Consider the following 21040-nt stretch of genomic DNA (forward strand, 5'->3'; position numbering starts at 1 on the left):
GTTCATACTAGCTTATAGATTTTCACAAAAACCTTCCCCTTTCTATGAAATGCTCTTTCATTTCTAAGAATCCGCTCATAAAAAAAGCTACTCAAAAGTTTACAAAAACTAATGAGTAGCTTCGATTTGCGGACTTCTAACCGAAAATTGATTAAGATTTAGAGTCTGATGTTGGTTCCACCATTTCTTTTGGAACCGCACGGTAAACGGTAAATGACAAAATAATGGCTAATATCGTTATGACAAAAGCAATAAGATAAACAAGTTCTACACCCGCTACCATCGCTTGACTAATTGTAGCTGGATCGCTTGGATTGGCCGCCTTTGTTAAAAAGTGATTTTGTTTAGCGTTCATAATACTAATAAACACAGCAACACCTATCGCCCCTACAACAGGCTGCAACGTGGTCATGACCGCAGTACCATGCGGATATAAAGACTTAGGCAGTTGGTTTAGACCATTTGTCTGTGCTGGCATCATAATGGCAGACACACTTAGCATTAATAAAATATAGCATAATACGATAATCCAAATAGGCGTTTCAGCTGTTAACCTACTTAACGTAAACACTGTAGCACTTAAAACTAGTGTTGCAGGTATCATTAATACACGAGGTCCAAATTTATCGAACAATTGCCCCATAAATGGAGACATAAGTCCATTTAGTAAGCTCCCAGGTAGTAGAACAAGACCTGCTGTTGCCGCAGTTAAAGCTAATGGACCTTGCATAAATATCGGTAAAATGATTTCCGATGCAAACATCGCCATAATTATAATTACAAACATAAATACTGCGTGCGTGTACATTGGATATTTAAATACCCGTAAATTCATAACAGGCTCTTTCAGCTTAAACTGTCTTAAAGAGAAAAATACAACACCAATAATGCCGATGATAATCGTCACATATACAGTTGAATTAAGGAAACCTTTTTCTCCAGCAGCACTAAACCCATAAATAATTGCCCCAAATCCAATCGTTGAAAAGATAATAGACAGAACATCAATTTTCGGTTTTGTAACCTCCGAAATATTCGTCAAATATTTAGAAGCAAAAACAATGGAAAATAAGGCGAAAGGAATCACTATAATAAATAAATAGCGCCAGCCTAAATATTCAACAATAACACCAGATAAAGTCGGTCCGATTGCAGGTGCAAACGTAAAAATCAAACCAACAATCCCCATTATTTTGCCGCGATTTTCTGGTGGATATAATAATAAAAAGACATTAAAAATAATTGGCATTAATAGCCCTGTTCCAACTGCTTGGATTAACCGACCTACTAATAAAACAGGAAAGCTCGGTGCAATTGCGCAAATAATTGTTCCGATTGTGAACGTAACCATAACACCAATGAACAATTGCCTCGTTGTAAACCACTGTAACATTAAGGCAGAAATCGGAATGACGATCCCCATAACAAGCATAAATCCAGTTGCCATCCACTGTACAGTTGGCAACGTAATGTGGAATTCATGCATTAATGTCGTTAATGCAATGTTTAATAATGTTTCGTTTAAAACTGCAAAAAAAGCACCGATAATTAGCGATAGCATAATCGGTAATGTTTTAACATTAGGATCCTGTGACAGGAATTCATATTTCATAGGTTGATTTTGATCCATTTAATTACTCCTTCTAGCATGTTTTTTTATGAGCTTTATTCTTCTTACACCATCGGATTAAGAATTGCTCCCTTCTTAATTATTGTTAAACTAACCTAGGATTAAATAATCGATAATAACAATATCCAAACCAATTTTACCCAAATCAATACCTCATCAACCATCCCAGTAATGGCAATCGTTCTACTCAACGGATAACGCCCGCTAAAAAACGAAAAGATCACAAGCACCTGCCTGTGATCTTAAAAGTAAAGGGAAAGAACCATCCATATTTTATTGAGTTGTCAGTAAGAACAAGAAACCTACCTTTGGTAAAACCAAATAAAAGGTTAAATTAGACAAAAATAAAGAAAGGAAGAACAAGTCGCCTTTCTATCATTAACATATTTTTAGCCACTTAAATCACATAACTAGCCCTCACAACTATGTGGGGACAAATTACTGCAATCTAGTGAATAACAATTTCGTAATATGAAATGAAGATAATTAAAAAAGGACAGACTAATCCCGTTTACTCTGCCACAAACAGAGCCTTTGACAGTATTCAATTACTGGTTCAAAGTTGGGAATCGTAGTGTCATTTTCTAAATCCTCCTTAAAGCATTTTTTATTACACAACGAATTATAACGGACTTATTAGCAGAAGTCAAAGTTTTCAAAAATAAGAAAAAATTATTGTAGTTGTAAAGAAAAGAATTCAGCACCAAATAAAGAATAGGATACACTTCTGCATCCTATTCCTTTGCATTTCTTATTCAAATTTCGGTAAATAAATCATCGCCTTAAATAAATCACCATCTACTTGCACTAAAAATTTACCGTGTTGGATGTGAATAAGGCTTTCCGCTATCGATAACCCTAATCCGCTACCTTGACTTGATCTTGATTCATCGCCTCGTGTAAAACGTTCCATTAGCTCATCGACGGAAATATTTAATTCATATGCGGAAATATTTTTAAATGTGACCAGTAGTTCATTACCTAGATCTTCTACATCAATATATACCCTTGATGCAGGCAGTGCGTATTTAAAGATGTTCGAGAATAGGTTTTCAATGGAGCGCCAGAGGAGTTTACCATCAGCCTTCACATACACTTTTTCTGTAGGATGGGCTAATTTAAAGTTTAATGATGACGCCTCGATTTTCTCACCCATTTCCCCTATTCCTTGCTTTAGTAATGATACGATATCAATCCGTTCTAGCTGGACAGGCATACTACCACTTGACGCCTTTGCCGCTTCAAATAAATCATCGGTTAAGTGCTTGAGCCTTTTTGATTTTTGATCTAAAACGTCTATATATTCAGCAATTAATTGTGGATCTTTTTCTATTTTTAATAAATCGACATACGTAATAATAGACGTTAAAGGCGTTCGGATATCATGCGAAACATTTGTAATGAGTTCTGTTTTTAAACGTTCGCTCTTAATCTCATTATCCACCGATTTTTTTAAGCCATCTGTAATACTATTAATATTTTCTGCAAGTCGGCTAAACTCACCTTTTCCATCTACTTCTATTCGATGATGAAAATCTCCATTTTTAATTTGCTCTACGCCCTCTTTAATACGATTAAACAACTTCACCTTTTTCATTGCAAACCAAGCAGCTAAACCTAGCGTGATAGGAAACATGAAAAATGTTGCTGCAACTACTACAGGATATCCAATAACAAGTAGCACAATTTTCACAGCCATACTGCCATTATCAAAAACATGTTTTATCATCATAAAAATCTTTTTGAGTATTTGATATATGAGTGTATGTTGAAGTAGTGATCTGTTTTTCACATGCTTAACGAGCGATAAAATCAGCAGCAATACAATGATAAAAATAGGTACCGTGAGCAGTATGTTCATTTCTCTTATCACTTCAACTATCATTGCCACCCACATCCCTGATAAACAAGCAACTAATACAATATTGACATCATTATATAGTTTATCAATGACATGAAAATGAATTATTTTATCTTTAAATGAGGTTCTTCCAATAACTATTACTAAGTAAATAAATGATAAGATAAACCCTGCTAGAAATAAGATAAATTCATTAAGATAACTTTTAGCAACCTCTTTATTCTGTTCCCATTCTTGCATTTTTTGCTCTAAGTAAGATTCTTGATACGCCACATAAATAGCGTCTTTTTGTGGATTCAACTTTTCCACATCTTGTGTAATGTAATCTAAGTACTTATTTTTTTTCATTTCATGTGGATAAAGCTTTTGTTGATAATCATCAAATAGCATATATACACCAAATGACTCAAATTGCTCTTTTTTATCTAGTTCACTATTAGAGAATACATGTTCACCATCGCTCGCATAATAGACGATTCCTTCAGTTGCTTCTATTGTGCTGAGTAAACGATAAAATAATCGTGCTTGTTCTCTCATTCTTTCTTCTTTTTTACTTTTTATGTCATCAGCATATTCTTCTTGATAGTTGTGTCTATTTTCCACTTCACTCAAATTCGGATTATATTTGTATGAATATTGAAACTCATTATATAAATCTTCTTCAATTTGTGTAATATCTTCTTTTGTTAGTGTCTTACCACTTAAAATATTTTCTTCACTTTTATACGTTCCGATTAATTGCGCTAAAGAGCTAATAAGGCTATAACTTTCATCAGCAAATGCTATGCTCTCAAAATAATTGTCTTGGTTGATACTACTAAGATGTACTTCATTTAATTCCATATTGATGATTACCTTCGCTGTACCAGTTAAACAAGCGATGGCAATAAGAAACACAATTACTTTCGTAATAAGTGCATGACTAATATTTTTCAACTTTATATCCAACTCCCCATACAACTTTTAAATACCTCGGCTCTTTCGGATTTATTTCAATCTTTTCTCGAATCTTCCGAATATGTACTGCCACCGTATTTTCTGGATTAACGGCACTTTCATTCCATACCTTTTCATAAATCTCTTCGATTGTGAATACTCTCCCCGTATTTGCTGTAAGAAGCTTTAAAATTTTATACTGCACTGGGGTTAAATGAACTGCTTGTTTATCTACGGTAATGACTTTCTTTTCATCATCAATCATAAGCCCACCCGTTTGAAATACATGGCTGCTCACATCAAGACTGCCAAATGCCGTATATCTTCTTAACTGCGATTTCACTCTTGCGACAAGTTCTAATGGATTAAACGGCTTTGCCATATAATCATCTGCACCAATATTTAACCCGAGTATTTTGTCATAATCCTCCGACTTAGCAGAAAGCATAATTAACGGAATCATATTGTCTTGTCGAATTTTCATTGTCGCCGTAATGCCATCCATTTTCGGCATCATAATATCCATAATAATTAGGTGAATAACGTGATCTCGAATAAGTTCGATTGCCTCTATACCATTGTAAGCTTTGTATACTTGATAGCCCTCATTCTCCAAATAGACGCTAATAGCCCTTACAATTTCTTTATCATCATCACAAATCAAAATGTTCAATTACATTCACTCCTCCATCTCTTTAGGATTCGTCTTAGCTTATAATACTAAGTAAATCTTAACAAACTCATGCACCAATTCTTAAGATTTTCTTATTCTTTTCCTCTATAGACTAATTATGCCGAATAGACCTATCTATTTTCATATGCATGGCTAGCCCAAAAACCAATAGACAAATAATGCACAAAAAAAGCCCCCCACAAGTTCAATGAACTTATGAGAGGCTTCCTTTACCATGTTAGTATTTCATTTTTAGCTTTCCAAACTCAAAGGTATAAGCATATCATGCCACCCATATCAGGCAAACCTGGTGCTACTGGCTCTGGGATATCTGCTACTACCGCTTCAGAAGCTGCATTTTTGTATTTTCAATTTAAAGTAATTATCACTTAAAAAACAGCTTACTTTAAAAGTTGTTCTTCAAAATAATCCAGCTGGTAATCTAAAGTTAGAGAATCGTTAAACATAAAGGCATTTCCATCCACTTCAATTACATGGTCGTTCTTCACTGCAGGCATTTCTTTATATAGTTCTGTTTTTTGATAGGAATTATCTTGGTCATTGTATTTACTCACAACCAAGTAGTCTCCAACATAGTCAGGTAATACTTCAGATGATATCATGTAGTATCCTTCTTTAGTTGTCATTTCTTTTACTTTTTCAGGCATTTTCAGACCCATTGCCTGATAAAGAACCTCTGTGCCTCTTCCCCAACTATTTCCAAGAATACCTATATCTTTATCATAACTTTCCATTACAGTCACCGTTGAATTTTCGCCAACTTTTGCTTTAATTTTATTTCCTACAGTAGTGGCACGGCTTTTAAAGTCATCAATCCAGTCTTGAGCTTCTTTTTCTTTGTTTAGCAATTTACCAATTTCTAAATGCTGTGTTAAATAATCGACTTTATTGTACGTATAGGTAACTGTTGGGGCAATTTTTTTCAACCTATCTAAGTTATTATTATCGCTGCCTCCAATAATTAAATCTGGTTCTAATTCAATAATTGTCTCTAAATCCTCATCTGACACAGTTGTAACATCTTTTAATTGCTCTTTAAATAACGGACTTGCCTTAGACCACTCATCTACCCCTACGATATTGACGCCCAATGAGATTACGTCACCTGCATTACCAGTTAAAACTACTACCCTTTTCGGATGAGCGGGTACTTCAATAGGTCCATTTTCAGATTGATATGTAATTGTTTCACTTTTATCCTCTTTATTTGCATCCCCTGCTGCCTGATTCTTTGTACTATTGCCACAGGCACTAAGAAAAAGCACACACATCAAAATGAAAGGTATTATAAATCTTTTCAATTTAAGATTCTCCTTTAGATTTATTATCATTATCGTTTATCACAGAACAATGATAATGATTATCATTGTTATTTAAAAATGATAGTCTCCTTCTAATCTTTTGTCAATAGTAGCTTAAGATAAATTCCCTTTTCTATCAGCAATCGCTCTCAATAAAGATCCATAAAAATACGATGAAACGTAATGAGGAACTACATACTTATATCTGACTTTAAAAATATGGTGCCAAAAGCCAAGTACGACGAGTAACTAAACAATTTGATAGCTAATTAACGAGATAAAAAATAGCCTTGTTAAAAGCAATTTAACAAGGCTACTTTAATTATCGTCATCTACAAACGCAATTTATTGAGGAAGAAAATATTGTTAATAAACTTCGTGTTTACTTTCTTGTTTCCACAATAGAATTTCATTAGCAACTTTTTCAGGAAAGTCCCAATGAAGTTGGTGTTTAGTGTTTTCTATACCTATTACTGTTAATTTTTTAATACCTTTTTTAATTTCCTGTATTCCCTTTTGTCGGGCTGAATCTGTCGGTAGAATGGTTGCATGAAGTAATAAGACAGGACACTCAATCCTTTCAAAAGTGGTTGAACAAGGCTCTTTATAAAATGCCTTAATAATCGCTAAAATACTGAAAACGTCAGCCTTAAATATATAATTATCATTAACCTTTTTAAAGCTAGATGCTATTAATGCATTAAGATTTGTATCCCATTGCCGTGTTGTATAACTTTGGTATTCTTTGACCACTTCGTCCCAAGAACCATATATACTGGACTCAACATATTCTTTCCAATCTATCAAAGCTTTTTCCTCTGTCAGTCCATCAACATGTTCAGGAAACGCATATCCTCCATCTAATAAAATAACGCCCTTTACCTTAGCAGAAGATATTTTTGCGATATGTAGGCAAAGGTCTGCCCCCCAAGAATGTCCAATCATGTAAAAAGGTTTATTCGTAATTTGTTGTATTACTTGATAAATACTTTTTGCTAAGGAGGAAAACATATAATCCTCCTCCCGTTTTAGTGAATCCGTTTCTCCATGGCCTGGACTATCTATAAGAATAAGATGGAAATCATTTATTAGGTATTCAATAAGCCCAGAAAAACTTTTTAAATCACCAGTCATTCCGTGTAGACAAACAAGTGAAGGAAGGCTGTTATCACCATATTCATATCCGTGAAAAGTATTGCCTTCTACTGTTATTTGAAACTTCTTCAATTCTATTACTCTCCCTCAACTTCATCTATTTTGTTATATTCTTTGATCTATTAATTTTAAATAAACTTACCATATAGCTTTAAGGTTTTACAAAGATATTTAAACAAAAATCATTCAACTGTTAGTTAATGCTTACAATCGCAAAGTGAAACCTAGACTTAACACCGCACTCGTCGAGACATACACACTTCACTATTGAAAGGAGCAGGTGTCGCACTCGAACAAATCATGGATAGACGTGACCATTCAGATGATTCAATCACTAAGAACTTCTATCTCCCGTGACAAAAGAAATGAAAAAAGAAGCTTCCCAAAAGTTTACACAACTCATGAGAAGCTTCGATTATAGTACTCTATGTTAGCATTTCACTTTAAAACCAAGTCCTATCAAGTGTTTAAGGGCTGTATTACATCATACCGCCCATGCCACCCATGCCGCCCATATCAGGCATACCTGGTGCTGCTGGTTCTGGAATATCTGCTACAACCGCTTCAGTAGTTAATAATAGCGCTGCTACAGAAGCTGCATTTTGTAGTGCTGAGCGTGTTACTTTTGCTGGGTCTACTACGCCTGCTTCCATCATATTTACCCACTCGCCTGTTGCTGCGTTGAAACCAACACCGATTTCTTCGCGTTTTAGACGATCTACAATGATTGAACCTTCAAGACCTGCATTGTTTGCAATTTGGCGAACTGGCTCTTCTAATGCACGAAGCACAATTTTCACACCTGTTGCTACATCGCCATCAACTGCATCAGCTGCTTTTTCAACTGCTGCGTAAACGTTTAGAAGTGCAGTACCACCACCTGATACGATACCTTCTTCTACTGCTGCACGTGTTGAGTTCAATGCATCTTCAATGCGAAGTTTGCGTTCTTTTAATTCTGTTTCAGTTGCAGCACCGACTTTAATGACTGCTACACCACCTGCTAATTTTGCAAGGCGTTCTTGTAATTTTTCTTTATCGAATTCTGAAGTTGTATCAGCAAGCTGTGCACGAATTTGGCCAACGCGACGCTCGATTGCTTCAGTACCACCAACACCTTCTACGATTGTTGTATAATCTTTAGTTACAACAACTTTCGCAGCACGGCCTAATGATGTAATATCAGCAGTTTTAAGGTCTAAGCCTAATTCTTCTGTAATGACTTGACCACCTGTTAAGATAGCGATATCTTCAAGCATTGCTTTACGACGGTCGCCGAAGCCTGGTGCTTTTACGGCTACAGCATTGAATGTACCACGTAGTTTGTTCACTACAAGTGTTGCAAGAGCTTCACCCTCAACGTCTTCAGCAATCATTAATAGTGGACGACCTTGTTGTACCACTTGTTCTAATAGCGGTAAAACTTCTTGGATATTCGTAATTTTTTTATCAGTAATTAAAATGTATGGGTTATCAAGAACCGCTTCCATTTTATCTGTATCTGTTACCATGTAGTGAGACGCATAGCCACGATCGAATTGCATACCTTCTACTACATCTAACTCCGTTGTGAAACCTTTAGATTCCTCAATTGTAATAACACCATCATTACCAACACGTTCCATTGCTTCTGCAATTAGTTGGCCTACTTCGTCGTCAGCAGCTGAAATTGCCGCAACTTGTGCGATTTCCTCTTTGTTGCTTACTGGACGAGAAATAGCATGTAATTCTGTAAGTGCTGCTGCTACCGCTTTGTCGATTCCTTTACGGATTCCTACAGGGTTTGCACCAGCTGTTACGTTTTTAAGACCTTCACGGATGATCGCTTGCGCAAGAACTGTCGCAGTCGTTGTACCATCACCAGCGATTTCATTTGTTTTAGAAGCAACCTCTGCTACTAATTTTGCACCCATGTTTTCATATGGATTTTCAAGTTCAATTTCTTTTGCAATTGTTACACCATCATTTGTAATTAATGGTGAACCGAATTTTTTTTCTAAAACGACGTTACGACCTTTAGGACCTAATGTCACTTTTACTGCATTTGCTAATTTATCTACACCTTGAAGCATTAATGCACGAGCTTCTTCTGAGAATTTAATATCTTTTGCCATTTGAATTTACCCTCCTGAAATGGAATATTCGTTAAGCCTAATTAATATAATAACTATTATTCAATAATTGCAAGAATATCACTTTCACGTAAGATTAAGTATTCATTGCCTTCATATTTAACTTCTGTACCTGAGTATTTAGAGAAAATAATGTGGTCGTCAACTTTAACGTCAAGCTCTACACGTTGTCCGTTTTCTAATATACGACCTGTCCCAACTGCTACTACTTTACCCTCTTGTGGTTTTTCTTTTGCAGAGTCTGGTAGTACAATTCCAAATGCAGACTTTTCCTCTACCTCGATTAGTTCGATGACAATACGATCTCCTAGTGGTCTTAACAAGTGAAACAACCTCCTATTAATTAAATATTTCTTATATGTTTATTAGCACTCTATATCAACGAGTGCTAATACATTTATTATGATAATCAATCAACTGTCTTTTTGCAAGCCAGAACTACGAAAAATTTTGTTTTCTTTCCATATTCCTCTACAATAGAAAGGTAGCTTATGAATGGAAAGGATTTTGACTGTGAATAATACTTTAAAAAACGTACAGCATAAAAAAACCGCTCTCTATGTTTTAATTGTTTACATTATCATGCAATTATCAGGCAAATGGTTACTTTTACCGTTTCATAAATTCGTGATGAGTACAACAGGTTTACCTCCTGAGCAAGCGGCCCCTATTACACAAGGCTGGTATATCGCTCTCAGCTTTGCCATTGCATTAGTTTTAAGTTTGTTTTTAACTACTCGCGATAAAGCGTTTTGGAATATCTATCAAGGTAAAAAAGAGTCTATTCCCCTTACAATCTTATGGGGTGTCCTAGGTTTCTTCCTTGTGTTCTTTGGACAAATGATTGGTGCTGCTATTGAAATGGCTGTATTCGGGATCGAGGGTGGCTCAGAAAACACCGCTGATATAGTGGCGATAGCAAAAGGTGCTCCAATTGCCATTTTAGCGATTGTTGTTTTTGGCCCAATTTTAGAGGAATTCGTCTTCCGTCGTGTTATTTTTGGCTCACTCGTCCAAACGACTAATTTCTGGGTGGCAGCCATTGTCAGTGCTATTTTCTTTGCAATAATTCATTTCGATTTCTCACATATTCTGTTATATACCATATGTGGTCTAATCTTTGCTTTCTTATACCACAAAACAAAACGGATTTGGACATCGATTATTGCCCATGTCATGCTGAACGGCTTCGTAACACTCGTACAATTTAACGCAGAACCGCTGCAAAAGTTTTTAGAAGAACTGCAAAAAATGCAATAAAAAAAGAGCTAGATGTGAAAACATCTAGCTCTTTCAGCTTGTCGACAAAAGGGATTAAGAATAGAATTCTTAATCCCTTTTTGTTATTTTCTTTGTAAAAAATGGGTTCTTACTTTAATTTTGACCATACTCTTCGAGCATTTCCTCTCTATGAAGCAGCTTGCCATGTCCAAGTAGCAAGCTTTTTCAAATTCATGGCAGCAAAAGTAAGCATCGCCTGCATGGACAATTTTTTAAGACCTCTTAAGGTTGTCCATCGCATACCATGCTTTTCTTTTGCATCCGCAAAGACACGTTCTATCGTTTCTTTGCGCTTTGCATAAATTTGTTTAATATCATAAGAATGGCGGAAATGTTCAGCTTCTTCCATATAGGTTTCCCATATATGCCGTTGAATCAGTTTTTGATGATTCCTGCTTTCTGTACATTGTGATAGCAAGGGGCAATTCGCACAAATCGTTGGATTCGATTTATATTGGCGATACCCTTCCTTCGTCGTTGTCGTATATTTCAATACCTGCCCTTGTGGGCAAAGATAACAATTATAGTACTCATCGTACACATATTCATGCTTTCGAAAGAAACCATCTTTTGTTTTAGGACGTGTATAAGGGAGAACAGGTAACATTTGATTCTCTAATAAAAAGTTAGTGATGGCAGGTGTTTTATAAGCAGCGTCCGCAGCAATCGCTAATGGCTTTTTCACTTTTTCAATGATTTTTTCAACAAGTGGCTGCAATACATAGCTATCGTGCACATTTCCTGGAGTCACAATCGTTCCTAATACAAAGCCTTTTTCATCTGTCGCTGCATGAAATGAATACGCAAACTGCTTAGTCCGTTCATCCTTAACATAATAACCACTCTCAGGGTCTGTCGTACTTTCTTTGATTTCTTTCCATTCATCTTTTTCAAATTTCTCTGGAGGGAAGGGCTTTTTTCCGTTTTCCTCACGATCAATATTTAATTCCAGTTGGAGTTTCTCTTCATAAGCACGTGTTTCTTTTCGAACGACTTTTTTATCATACTTTCGTTTATTGGCGCTCGCTTTTACATGCGTCGAATCAATAAATACATGGTCCGCATGAAGGAGCCCTCGATTCATAATTTCTTTTAGAATACGATAGAATATCTGTTCAAACACATTTGTGTCTTGGAAGCGTCGTGCATAATTTTTACCGAAGGTAGAGAAGTGAGGAACTTCTGTATGGAAGCCAAAACCTAAAAACCAGCGATAGGCCATATTCGTTTCAATTTCTTTGATAGTTTGACGCATAGAGCGAATACCAAAAACGTATTGAATAAAGGTCATTTTAAAGAGAACAACGGGGTCAATACTTGGACGCCCTAAAGATGAATAGAGGTTTTCGACTAATGGATAGATAAACGAAAAATCAATCGCTGCCTCTAGTTTTCGAACTAAATGGTCTTGTGGCACCAATTGGTCAATTGTCAGCATTTCTAATTGGTCACGTTCATTGATTTGATTTTTCGACATCATTTTCCATCACCTCAAATAGATTATTTTATTTATAGTTGATTGATAGCAATTCATATCAAGTTGATTGGAGCGAAGGGCGGGCGACTCCTGCGGGAAAGCACAGAACGTAAGACGCAACAAACCGCGCGTTAGCGAGGGTTGCGGCTTACGTGTGTGCCCGCGGAAAGCGCCCGAACGTAGCGGAAATCAACGGCAGTAGACATCTATTTTTATTTTAAAATGAAAAAAGACTGTAGGCAAACTCGAAATTTTTCGAGTTTGTCTACAGTCTGAAAGAGCTAGATGTGAAAACATCTAGCTCTTTTTATTAGTCATTTAATTCTTCAATTTGTCGTCGCTGCTCAGCTAACAAACGCTCAACTTGCTCGCGTTCTGCTTCTTTACGCTCTTCCTCTAAAAGCAATGCCTCGGCTTGTAAAAACTTGCGATAGCCTCTGCGTGCTATGATAATACTAACCTCATAAATTACAAATAGCGGAATTGCTACGATAACGTTTGAAATAAAATCTGGCGGTGCAAGAAATACCGCAATAACGACTAACCCGAAATATGCATATTTTCTGAATTTCACCATCAGTTCAGGATTTAATATACCTAAACGCGCTAAAAATAACGTCACTACAGGTAACTGAAAAATGATTCCAAACGGCATGACTAAACGAAATAAAAATGAAAAATATTCGTTAATACCAATTGTTTGCTGTATTTCTAATTCTGTAGATAAACCCATCATAAAGTGCATGACATAGGGAAATAACACAAAATATGAAAATGAAGCTCCTGCTAAAAATAGAAAAAACGAATATGGAATATATTTTAAAGTTGCCTTGCGTTCTGTCTCATGTAAACCTGGTGTAATAAACAACCAAAGTTGATGAAGAAGCAACGGTGAACTTATCACAAATGCGATTGCAACCGTCACTTGTAAATATACGACAAGTGGATCGGTCACTTTAAATGCGTTTAAAGTTAGTTGCTCCGCTTCTTTACTATATTGAATATGTTTAATAAGTGGTTCGGCTAGATAAAAGCCAACTATAAGTGCAATAACAAAGAAAACAGCGCAAATAAAGAGCCGTTTTCTTAGTTCTTCTAAATGCTCTACAACTGTTAATTCTCTTGGATTCATATTAAATTGACATCCTTAACTTACTTAACGTTATCATTTTCTTTATGTTCAATTATTTTCTTTTTTGTATCATCATCGTCATCAGCTAAACCTTTTGTTGCATTTTTAAATTCGCGAAGTGTAGAACCCATTGCCTTACCTAGCTCAGGTAATTTCTTTGGTCCGAATATTAAAATTGCAACCACACCGATAATAACTAGGCTAACTGGTGTGAAAGCACTTAAGTGCACAACCATTGCAGCCACCTCCTCTTATATATATATCATTTTAACTTAAATTTTTTCGTTTGGCGAATTTATTTCAATAGTTTAAACACCATCATTTGTAACAGTTTACAAATTTGTGAATGCCCTTTATTTATCGCTATTTCGGATTAAGTAAATAAGCGCTTGTAATTCTACCGACAAATCTATCGTTAATAATTTCATAGTATCTGGTACGGTAATACGCTCTGGTGTAAAGTTTAAAATGCCTTTTGCATTCATTGCAGCTAAACGATCTGCCATCTTCTGAGCCGAGCGTGAAGATACAGTTAAAATAGCAAGGTCTGCTCCATATTCAGCGTACTTTTCTTCTAATAAGTCGGGATGATACACAGGAATATTGCTTATCATTTTCCCTTCCTTTGGTGCCTTTGAGTCAAATGCAACTACAATATGCGTATTATGATTTTTTTGGAAATTATACTTTAAAAATGCATTCCCTAAGTTCCCCACACCGATTAACGCTACTTTTGTTGTTTCATGCTGATCAAGTGTTTGGCTAAAAAACTTCAATAGATGCTGAACATCATAGCCATATCCCTTTTTGCCAAGCGCACCAAAATAAGAAAAATCACGACGAATCGTTGCAGAATCGATTTTCATCGCCTCGCTCAATTCCTTCGATGAAATACGTTCCATTCCTTCTTGCGCAAAGTTTTGGATAAATCGATAGTAAAGAGGAAGTCTTTTCGTTGTGGCTTGTGGAATTTTTACTTCTTGTTTCAAACTTTTTCCTCCTTATAAACACATCAAATTCACCTAAGCGTATTTGAATACTCATTTTAAAACATGCTTATATGAATCAGTTACATCTCTCAGCGTATTTGCGTCTCATAATTTTTTGTGAGCATGTAAAAAAGGCTCCCAATGAAATCTAGGGCATTCGCTGGCTGTTAACTTGATTCAGACGGGTTTCAACCCACACTGAGTTCAATGCATATTTAATATTCATCTTCCACTTCTATAAATGGATGACTTCTGCTAAAGCGAGTTAATATTTTCACATCAACTGGAGGATTTCCCTTTAGTTAACTGCGCGTTTTACGCCACTAACTAAAGAGAAATCGTTTCAATCTTACATGACAGCTTAGAATAAGTAAAGCACTGGCATTGCAAGCAATTCCGTCATCCTTTACACTAAGAAAGAATTGAGGTGTCAAGAATGATTGTATTACAAGTCAATCAACTATATAAATCCTTTATTGCAGATGAAATTTTAAGTGGTGTCAAACTAGAAGTCCAACACCGTGATCGTGTAGCATTAGTCGGACGTAACGGAGCTGGTAAATCCACTTTACTAAAAATCATCGCTGGGCAATTGTCATATGATTCTGGCGATATTATTATTCCGAAGGGCGTACAAGTTGGCTATTTAGAACAACATGCGGGTCTAAATTCAACTTTATCAATTTGGGACGAAATGATGACAATTTTCGAACCGCTTCTTGGACAAGAAAAAACATTACGTTCGCTTGAACAGCAAATGGCTGATCCAGCGGTTTACGAAAAGCCAGAAATGTATGCAAAGGTCATGTCCGAATATGACCAATTACAGCATGATTTTAAAGATGCAGGCGGCTATCAATACGAATCTGATACGCGCTCTGTTCTTCATGGTATGCAATTTTACCCAGAGGATTATGAAAAAGCAATTAGCTCATTATCAGGTGGTCAACGAACTCGTTTAGCTCTTGCTAAGCTTCTATTAAGTAAGCCAGACTTATTAATTCTCGACGAGCCAACTAACCATTTAGATATTGAAACACTTTCTTGGTTAGAGACTTATTTAAAAGGCTATGAAGGTGCTATTTTAATCGTATCCCATGACCGTTACTTTTTAGACCAAGTTGTCTCTATCGTCTATGAGGTTTCTCGTCATCGCGTTACGAAATATACTGGAAACTACAGTGCTTATTTAGACGAAAAGGCGAAAACCTATGAGCGCGATGTCAAAATGTTTGAACGCCAGCAAGATGAGAAAGCAAAACTTGAGGATTTTATTCAAAAAAATATAGCCCGTGCTTCTACGACAAAAATGGCACAAAGCCGACGCAAAATGCTTGAACGTACAGAATGGATGGACTCTCCTGACGGTAACGAAAAATCAGCTAGCTTTGGCTTTACGATAGAACGACAAAGTGGCAATGATGTGCTCTCTATTGACTCCTTAACTGTCGGCTACGGTGACAAGCAAATATCTAGTGGTATCTCACTACGAACGTTTCGAGAAGATCGCATAGCACTAGTAGGGCCTAATGGTGTTGGTAAATCGACATTATTAAAAACGATTGTCAAAGACCTGTCCCCACTTGCTGGAGAAATACGTTATGGCACTAATGTGCAAATTGGCTATTACGATCAAGAACAGGCAAAGCTGTCGAGCAATAAAAGTGTTTTAAAAGAGCTATGGGATGAATGGCCCTTAATGAATGAAAAAGACATTCGCACTGTACTTGGCCGCTTTTTATTCAGTGGAGAAGATGTGGATAAAGCCGTCAATTCTTTATCTGGTGGTGAGAAGGCTCGCCTTGCATTAGCAAAGTTAATGATGCAAAAGGCGAATTTCTTAGTTCTCGATGAGCCTACCAACCACTTAGACTTAGATAGTAAAGAAGTATTGGAAAATGCCTTAATTGATTACCCTGGAACACTTCTTTTCGTATCGCATGACCGTTATTTTATTAATCGAATTGCAACGAAAGTAGTGGAGCTTTCAGGCGAAGGTTCATTTGAGTATTTAGGTGATTACGATTATTACCTTGAAAAAAAACAGGAACTTTTTGAAATTGCTCAAATGAAGGCTGCTTCTCAACCGCAATTACAAGCAACTGCTCCTGAAAAGACCTCTACCTCTACAATAGATAAAGAGGCAAAAAAACGTGAGCGCCAAATTAGACGTTCTATAGAAGAATTAGAAATCAATATGCAAGAGGCTGCTACAGAAATCGCTCGTTTAGAAGAGACTCTCTGTGATCCTGAAATTTTCACTGACCATGAGAAAATTTCACAACTTCAAGGTGAGTTAGCTACTATAAAAGACCAGCATGAAGTTATTGAAATGGAATGGCTCGAGCTAAATGAGGAACTAGAAAAGATTATTTTATAAACTCTCAAAAAGTCATATGCTATGTCATATGGCTTTTTTCTTTACTCGTCTTTATTTTTCATATATATTGGTCAAGTGCTATTTTTCGACAAAAAATGCCCACAACTTTATACACACTATAAAACTAGTAATACCAACATATCAACAGACTTTTCCACACTGTCCACAATTTCAAATTATTTAATCCACATAGTTCTGTGTAAAATGCGCTACTATATATAGAATAATCACAACTTATGCACAAGTTATCCACAATTTGTGCATAAGTACGAATGTTCGCAGTTTTTTTATGCACTTTTTTCACAGTTCCTGTGGATAATTTTCTGAAAAATTTGTCAATTAATTATTTCTCTATTATAGGTATATATTTTCTAGCATTTTTCGCAATTTTATTCATGTTAATATTTCTATATAAATAAAAAAAGAGAGGGCTCAAAAAACTCTGAGCCCTCTCATTCAAATATTTATTCAACCCATGATTTTAATTCCATACCTGGGCGGCCATTCATCATCATATTTCCACGAATGCCTGCCTCGAACATCGGTGTTGCAGCTGCTCCTATCATTGCCGCATTGTCTGTACATAGCTTCAATGGAGGTACAAAAAAAGGAATACCCTCTTTAGCAAATACCGCCTCAAGGGATGTACGCAAACCTTTATTAGCTGCAACCCCACCTGCTGCGATTACTTGTTTCACTTTGTATTCGCGCGCTGCCCGTAATGTTTTTGCAGTTAGTACTTCTACTACACTTTCCTGAAAGCCTTTTGCAACAGCAGTCGGGGAAATCGCTTCACCGCGTTGATCCATATTGTGCTTATAGTTAATTACTGCTGATTTTAAACCGCTAAAACTAAAATCATACGACTCTTCCTCTAGCCATACACGTGGAAAAGCGACCGCTTCTTGTCCTTCATGTGCTAACTGATCAATACGAGGACCTCCTGGATAAGGCAAGCCTAATACACGTGCAACTTTATCATAGGCTTCGCCTGCCGCATCATCCCGCGTTTCTCCTATTACTTCAAATGAACCATGTTCTTTCATATAAACAAGTTCTGTATGTCCCCCTGATACAACAAGGGCTAGAAGTGGAAACTCCATTGGTTGGACAAGTGCATTGGCATAAATATGACCCGCAATATGATGTACACCTAAAATTGGTACATTATTAGCAAATGCAAACGCCTTTGCGGCATTAATGCCAATTAACAGTGCCCCTACAAGACCAGGACCTTCTGTAACCGCTACTGCATCTAGGTCAGATGGCTTCATATTTGCTTGTTTTAGCGCTTCTTCAATAACAACCGTAATTTGCTCAACATGGTGACGTGATGCAATTTCGGGTACTACGCCACCAAAACGCTTATGGCTCTCAATTTGTGAAGCAACTACATTTGAAACAATATCAGAACCATTACGAATAATAGCCGCTGCCGTTTCATCACAGCTGGACTCAATTGCTAAAATAACTCGATTTTCCATTATAAATTCACCCACATGACTAGGGCATCCTCCCCGTTATCTGTATAGTAACCTTTACGTATGCCACCATCCTGGAAGGCAAGCTTGCGATAAAGATTTTGTGCCACTATATTCGTTTCACGTACCTCTAGACTCATAACGTCCATTCCATGCTCACGTGCAATACGCATCGCTTCCCGCATTAAGCCTTCTCCAATTCCTCGACCACGAGCTGCTTCAGTAACAGCCACATTTGTAATTTGAGCCGCATCTATGACCATCCACATTCCACAAAAACCTATTATAGTATTGTTCTCATCTACTGCTAAAACATAATGTGCATATTGATTTTCATGCATCTCATAGTAAAAAGAATCCAATGTCCAGGGCGTCGGGAATGTAGCAAGTTCAATCGCATATACCGCTGGAACATCCTCAGATACCATTTTACGATACATTACATTACTACTCATGTGCCTTCTCCTTTTGTTCTTTTAACCAATTTGCTTCAGCCTCCGCAATACGTTTATATTGCGGAATAAAATGATGGACTTCCTCCACATTCGGTAAGTTCTCCATGCTAGCTAGATGAATGGCTGCACTCGCACGTGGCAAGTCGTCATGAAGAGGTGCACGATAGGCATTATGTCCAATGACTTCAACAATTTTATCCCAGAATAGATCAACATCTACCCCTATAAATAATATAGGTGCATCTAAATCCTTCAAACGGGCTAACAGTCCATCAATATGATCATGATAATCCTCTATAACTACATCCAGCTTTGGTCCCTTATAAACAGCTGTATATACATTGCCTCGACGTGCATCAAATATAGGACAAATTAGTCCATTAAAAAGTGCTGCATTTGCTGCTAATATTTTTAAACTTGAAACACCAACTAATGGCTTCTGTAATGTCCATGCTAATGTTTTAGCAAGCGTTACACCTATTCGTACACCTGTATATGACCCTGGTCCTTCTGATACGGCAATGGCTTCTAACTCATTTGGCTTGACACCAACATTAGCTAAAATCGTTTCAATCGCTGGCATTGCTCCTGCAGAATGCGTTACTTTTATATTTTGTACAACCTCTGCCAACACTTTTCCGTCCTTAACAACTGCAACAGAAAGTGGCGCATTAGCTGTTTCAATTCCCAACCAAATCATCTCATTAGCTCCTCACATATTGCCTCATATCGCTTACCATAAGGCATTAACACAAATCGTCGTTCATTTTCACCAACACGGTAAATTTCAATTCCTAACCGCTCTTTGGGTAAATCCTGTTCAATTAAATGTGCCCATTCGATAACAGATACCGCATCACCATAAAATAGCTCGTCCCACCCAAGATCCTCATCGCTTTCCGCCAAGCGATATACATCTAAATGATTAAAGGGTAAACGTCCCTCATATTGTTTCACAATAGTAAATGTAGGGCTATTAACCGTTCTAGTTACGCCGAGACCTTTTGCTAAAGCTTTTGTAAATGTCGTTTTCCCAGCACCTAAGTCGCCCTCTAATGTAATTGTATCTTGTGCCACAAGTAAATTTGCTAGCTTCATGGCAAATTGCTCTGTATCTTCTAGTGAATTCATTATTATTTCAAATTTCATCTCTAAGTCCTCTCCTAGCTCATTACTTCTAGTTTACCGAAACACGCGCAAATGTTCAAAGTTTCGGGTTAATTTCAAAAAAATAAACACGCCTTCATGTTGAAGACGTGTTTACTCCCTTGTGGAATATCCCTTCACAGCAATTTCCTCTTTTCCTACAAGTTTATTATCTTTAAATTGAACGATATATGCTTGTGTCAAAAGTACTTCATCATTCCAGCGATAATAATTACTGCTAACCCTCTCACTAGCTCGACCACCGGCAATTTCCACTACTTCCATATAGGTCATACCTTCCGTTAATTGTTCAAATTCATTTTCATTCATATATTTTTGCCAATGATATGAATTAGCTTCCTCTATATCAATAAACGGTTTTCCACAAGCAACTTCAAGTATTGAAATTAACCAAAATATGCAGAAGCGTAATCCTATGAACACACCTCCATCCTCCGTTACAAAATCTATACTGTCTATAGATATGCAATTCAAAATGATTTTGTGCCCAATTATATAGAATTAGCAATTATCCATTTTGATAGTTCAAAGTAAAAAAAAAGCTCTTACGATATATGCATATCATAAGAACTGTATATTTAAATTAATGGCGGTCCCGACCGGGATCGAACCGGCGATCTCCTGCGTGACAGGCAGGCATGTTAACCGCTACACCACGGGACCTCTTTAAGACATATATAAATATAACATATAATATTTTAAAGTACAATACTATTTTTATATTTTTAGATAAAAATAATAGTTTTTAATAGACCTAGACCTATTTTATGAAAACAAAAAACAGTCAGCACTCAGCTGACTGTCTAATTGCCTAGCGACGTCCTACTCTCACAGGGGGAAGCCCCCAACTACCATCGGCGCTAAAGAGCTTAACTTCCGTGTTCGGTATGGGAACGGGTGTGACCTCTTTGCCATCATCACTAGACTATGTTCGGCTTTCAATATACATCGTATCTTGAAACCCTCTTA

At 36.7% G+C, this 21040-nt stretch carries 18 protein-coding genes, 1 tRNA gene and 1 rRNA gene; 2 read left to right on the plus strand and 18 right to left on the minus strand.

The window, feature by feature from the left end; translation table 11 throughout:
• Positions 1-151 precede the first annotated feature (151 nt).
• From FH508_RS21440 to groES, 7 genes are all read right to left on the minus strand, one after another.
• Positions 152-1612, minus strand: a complete 1461-nt coding sequence (locus FH508_RS21440) for an MDR family MFS transporter (RefSeq protein ID WP_370635743.1) — start codon at positions 1610-1612, stop codon at positions 152-154.
• A gap of 769 nt (positions 1613-2381) precedes the next feature.
• Complete coding sequence (locus FH508_RS21445) at positions 2382-4427, minus strand: HAMP domain-containing sensor histidine kinase (RefSeq protein WP_217270302.1); 2046 nt, start codon at positions 4425-4427, stop codon at positions 2382-2384.
• A complete protein-coding gene (locus FH508_RS21450; RefSeq protein WP_173478888.1) occupies positions 4414-5100 on the minus strand; it encodes a response regulator transcription factor in 687 nt (228 codons plus the stop codon). Before FH508_RS21450 ends, FH508_RS21445 begins: the two co-directional genes overlap by 14 nt.
• Positions 5101-5501: 401 nt before the next feature.
• The gene (locus FH508_RS21455) at positions 5502-6422 is read right to left on the minus strand and encodes an iron-hydroxamate ABC transporter substrate-binding protein (protein ID WP_173478889.1); all 921 of its coding nucleotides are present in this window, start codon (positions 6420-6422) and stop codon (positions 5502-5504) included.
• A 366-nt stretch (positions 6423-6788) separates the two neighbouring features.
• The gene (locus tag FH508_RS21460) at positions 6789-7649 is read right to left on the minus strand and encodes an alpha/beta fold hydrolase (protein WP_173478890.1); all 861 of its coding nucleotides are present in this window, start codon (positions 7647-7649) and stop codon (positions 6789-6791) included.
• A 407-nt stretch (positions 7650-8056) separates the two neighbouring features.
• Positions 8057-9691: a chaperonin GroEL gene (groL, locus tag FH508_RS21465; protein WP_173478891.1), complete on the minus strand. Its 1635-nt coding sequence runs from the start codon at positions 9689-9691 to the stop codon at positions 8057-8059.
• A 56-nt stretch (positions 9692-9747) separates the two neighbouring features.
• Positions 9748-10032, minus strand: coding sequence for a co-chaperone GroES (gene groES / locus FH508_RS21470; RefSeq protein ID WP_173478892.1), 285 nt, complete (start codon positions 10030-10032; stop codon positions 9748-9750).
• Between the two features lie 172 nt (positions 10033-10204).
• Here groES and FH508_RS21475 point away from each other — a divergent pair, with 172 nt between their 5' ends.
• The gene (locus tag FH508_RS21475) at positions 10205-10969 is read left to right on the plus strand and encodes a CPBP family intramembrane glutamic endopeptidase (protein WP_173478893.1); all 765 of its coding nucleotides are present in this window, start codon (positions 10205-10207) and stop codon (positions 10967-10969) included.
• A 148-nt stretch (positions 10970-11117) separates the two neighbouring features.
• Here the strand turns inward: FH508_RS21475 and FH508_RS21480 are convergent, their stop codons facing one another.
• From FH508_RS21480 to FH508_RS21495, 4 genes are all read right to left on the minus strand, one after another.
• Entirely contained in the window at positions 11118-12470 is a 1353-nt protein-coding gene (locus tag FH508_RS21480) for an IS1182 family transposase (RefSeq protein ID WP_173478894.1), read from the minus strand.
• 307 nt (positions 12471-12777) lie between these two features.
• Complete coding sequence (tatC, locus tag FH508_RS21485) at positions 12778-13599, minus strand: twin-arginine translocase subunit TatC (protein WP_228134171.1); 822 nt, start codon at positions 13597-13599, stop codon at positions 12778-12780.
• A gap of 20 nt (positions 13600-13619) precedes the next feature.
• Complete coding sequence (locus tag FH508_RS21490; RefSeq protein WP_228134172.1) at positions 13620-13835, minus strand: twin-arginine translocase TatA/TatE family subunit; 216 nt, start codon at positions 13833-13835, stop codon at positions 13620-13622.
• 117 nt (positions 13836-13952) lie between these two features.
• A complete protein-coding gene (locus FH508_RS21495) occupies positions 13953-14588 on the minus strand; it encodes a redox-sensing transcriptional repressor Rex (protein WP_228134173.1) in 636 nt (211 codons plus the stop codon).
• Between the two features lie 436 nt (positions 14589-15024).
• Here FH508_RS21495 and FH508_RS21500 point away from each other — a divergent pair, with 436 nt between their 5' ends.
• Positions 15025-16968 carry an ABC transporter ATP-binding protein gene (locus FH508_RS21500; RefSeq protein ID WP_228134174.1) on the plus strand — a complete coding sequence of 648 codons (1944 nt, stop codon included), beginning with the start codon at positions 15025-15027 and terminating at the stop codon, positions 16966-16968.
• Between the two features lie 464 nt (positions 16969-17432).
• Here the strand turns inward: FH508_RS21500 and tsaD are convergent, their stop codons facing one another.
• The 7 genes from tsaD to rrf form a co-directional block, all read right to left on the minus strand.
• Positions 17433-18452, minus strand: a complete 1020-nt coding sequence (gene tsaD, locus FH508_RS21505) for a tRNA (adenosine(37)-N6)-threonylcarbamoyltransferase complex transferase subunit TsaD (protein ID WP_228134175.1) — start codon at positions 18450-18452, stop codon at positions 17433-17435.
• On the minus strand, positions 18452-18904 hold the full coding sequence (gene rimI / locus FH508_RS21510) for a ribosomal protein S18-alanine N-acetyltransferase (protein ID WP_228134176.1): 453 nt from the start codon (positions 18902-18904) through the stop codon (positions 18452-18454). Before rimI ends, tsaD begins: the two co-directional genes overlap by 1 nt.
• Positions 18897-19604 carry a tRNA (adenosine(37)-N6)-threonylcarbamoyltransferase complex dimerization subunit type 1 TsaB gene (gene tsaB, locus FH508_RS21515; protein ID WP_228134177.1) on the minus strand — a complete coding sequence of 236 codons (708 nt, stop codon included), beginning with the start codon at positions 19602-19604 and terminating at the stop codon, positions 18897-18899. Before tsaB ends, rimI begins: the two co-directional genes overlap by 8 nt.
• A complete protein-coding gene (gene tsaE, locus FH508_RS21520) occupies positions 19601-20053 on the minus strand; it encodes a tRNA (adenosine(37)-N6)-threonylcarbamoyltransferase complex ATPase subunit type 1 TsaE (protein ID WP_228134178.1) in 453 nt (150 codons plus the stop codon). The genes tsaB and tsaE overlap by 4 nt, the downstream gene beginning before the upstream one ends.
• A 111-nt stretch (positions 20054-20164) precedes the next feature.
• Positions 20165-20494 (minus strand): hypothetical protein, encoded by a 330-nt coding sequence (locus FH508_RS21525; protein WP_228134179.1) that lies wholly within the window; start codon positions 20492-20494, stop codon positions 20165-20167.
• Between the two features lie 164 nt (positions 20495-20658).
• A tRNA-Asp gene (locus tag FH508_RS21530) sits at positions 20659-20734 on the minus strand.
• A 146-nt stretch (positions 20735-20880) separates the two neighbouring features.
• Positions 20881-20996, minus strand: a 5S ribosomal RNA gene (gene rrf / locus FH508_RS21535).
• Positions 20997-21040: the final 44 nt, after the last annotated feature.

The sequence above is a fragment of the Lysinibacillus sp. CD3-6 genome (assembly GCF_006351725.2).
GTDB lineage: Bacteria > Bacillota > Bacilli > Bacillales_A > Planococcaceae > Lysinibacillus.

What these genes read in the sequence shown, in the direction of transcription:
- FH508_RS21440 (WP_370635743.1), bottom strand. Translation starts at nt 1,612, where the DNA reads ATGAAATATGAATTCCTGTCACAGGATCCTAATGTTAAAACATTACCG.
- groL (WP_173478891.1), bottom strand. Translation starts at nt 9,691, where the DNA reads ATGGCAAAAGATATTAAATTCTCAGAAGAAGCTCGTGCATTAATGCTT.
- FH508_RS21475 (WP_173478893.1), top strand. Translation starts at nt 10,205, where the DNA reads ATGGAAAGGATTTTGACTGTGAATAATACTTTAAAAAACGTACAGCAT.
- FH508_RS21480 (WP_173478894.1), bottom strand. Translation starts at nt 12,470, where the DNA reads ATGATGTCGAAAAATCAAATCAATGAACGTGACCAATTAGAAATGCTG.
- tatC (WP_228134171.1), bottom strand. Translation starts at nt 13,599, where the DNA reads ATGAATCCAAGAGAATTAACAGTTGTAGAGCATTTAGAAGAACTAAGA.
- FH508_RS21490 (WP_228134172.1), bottom strand. Translation starts at nt 13,835, where the DNA reads ATGGTTGTGCACTTAAGTGCTTTCACACCAGTTAGCCTAGTTATTATC.
- FH508_RS21500 (WP_228134174.1), top strand. Translation starts at nt 15,025, where the DNA reads ATGATTGTATTACAAGTCAATCAACTATATAAATCCTTTATTGCAGAT.
- tsaD (WP_228134175.1), bottom strand. Translation starts at nt 18,452, where the DNA reads ATGGAAAATCGAGTTATTTTAGCAATTGAGTCCAGCTGTGATGAAACG.
- rimI (WP_228134176.1), bottom strand. Translation starts at nt 18,904, where the DNA reads ATGAGTAGTAATGTAATGTATCGTAAAATGGTATCTGAGGATGTTCCA.
- tsaB (WP_228134177.1), bottom strand. Translation starts at nt 19,604, where the DNA reads ATGATTTGGTTGGGAATTGAAACAGCTAATGCGCCACTTTCTGTTGCA.
- tsaE (WP_228134178.1), bottom strand. Translation starts at nt 20,053, where the DNA reads ATGAAATTTGAAATAATAATGAATTCACTAGAAGATACAGAGCAATTT.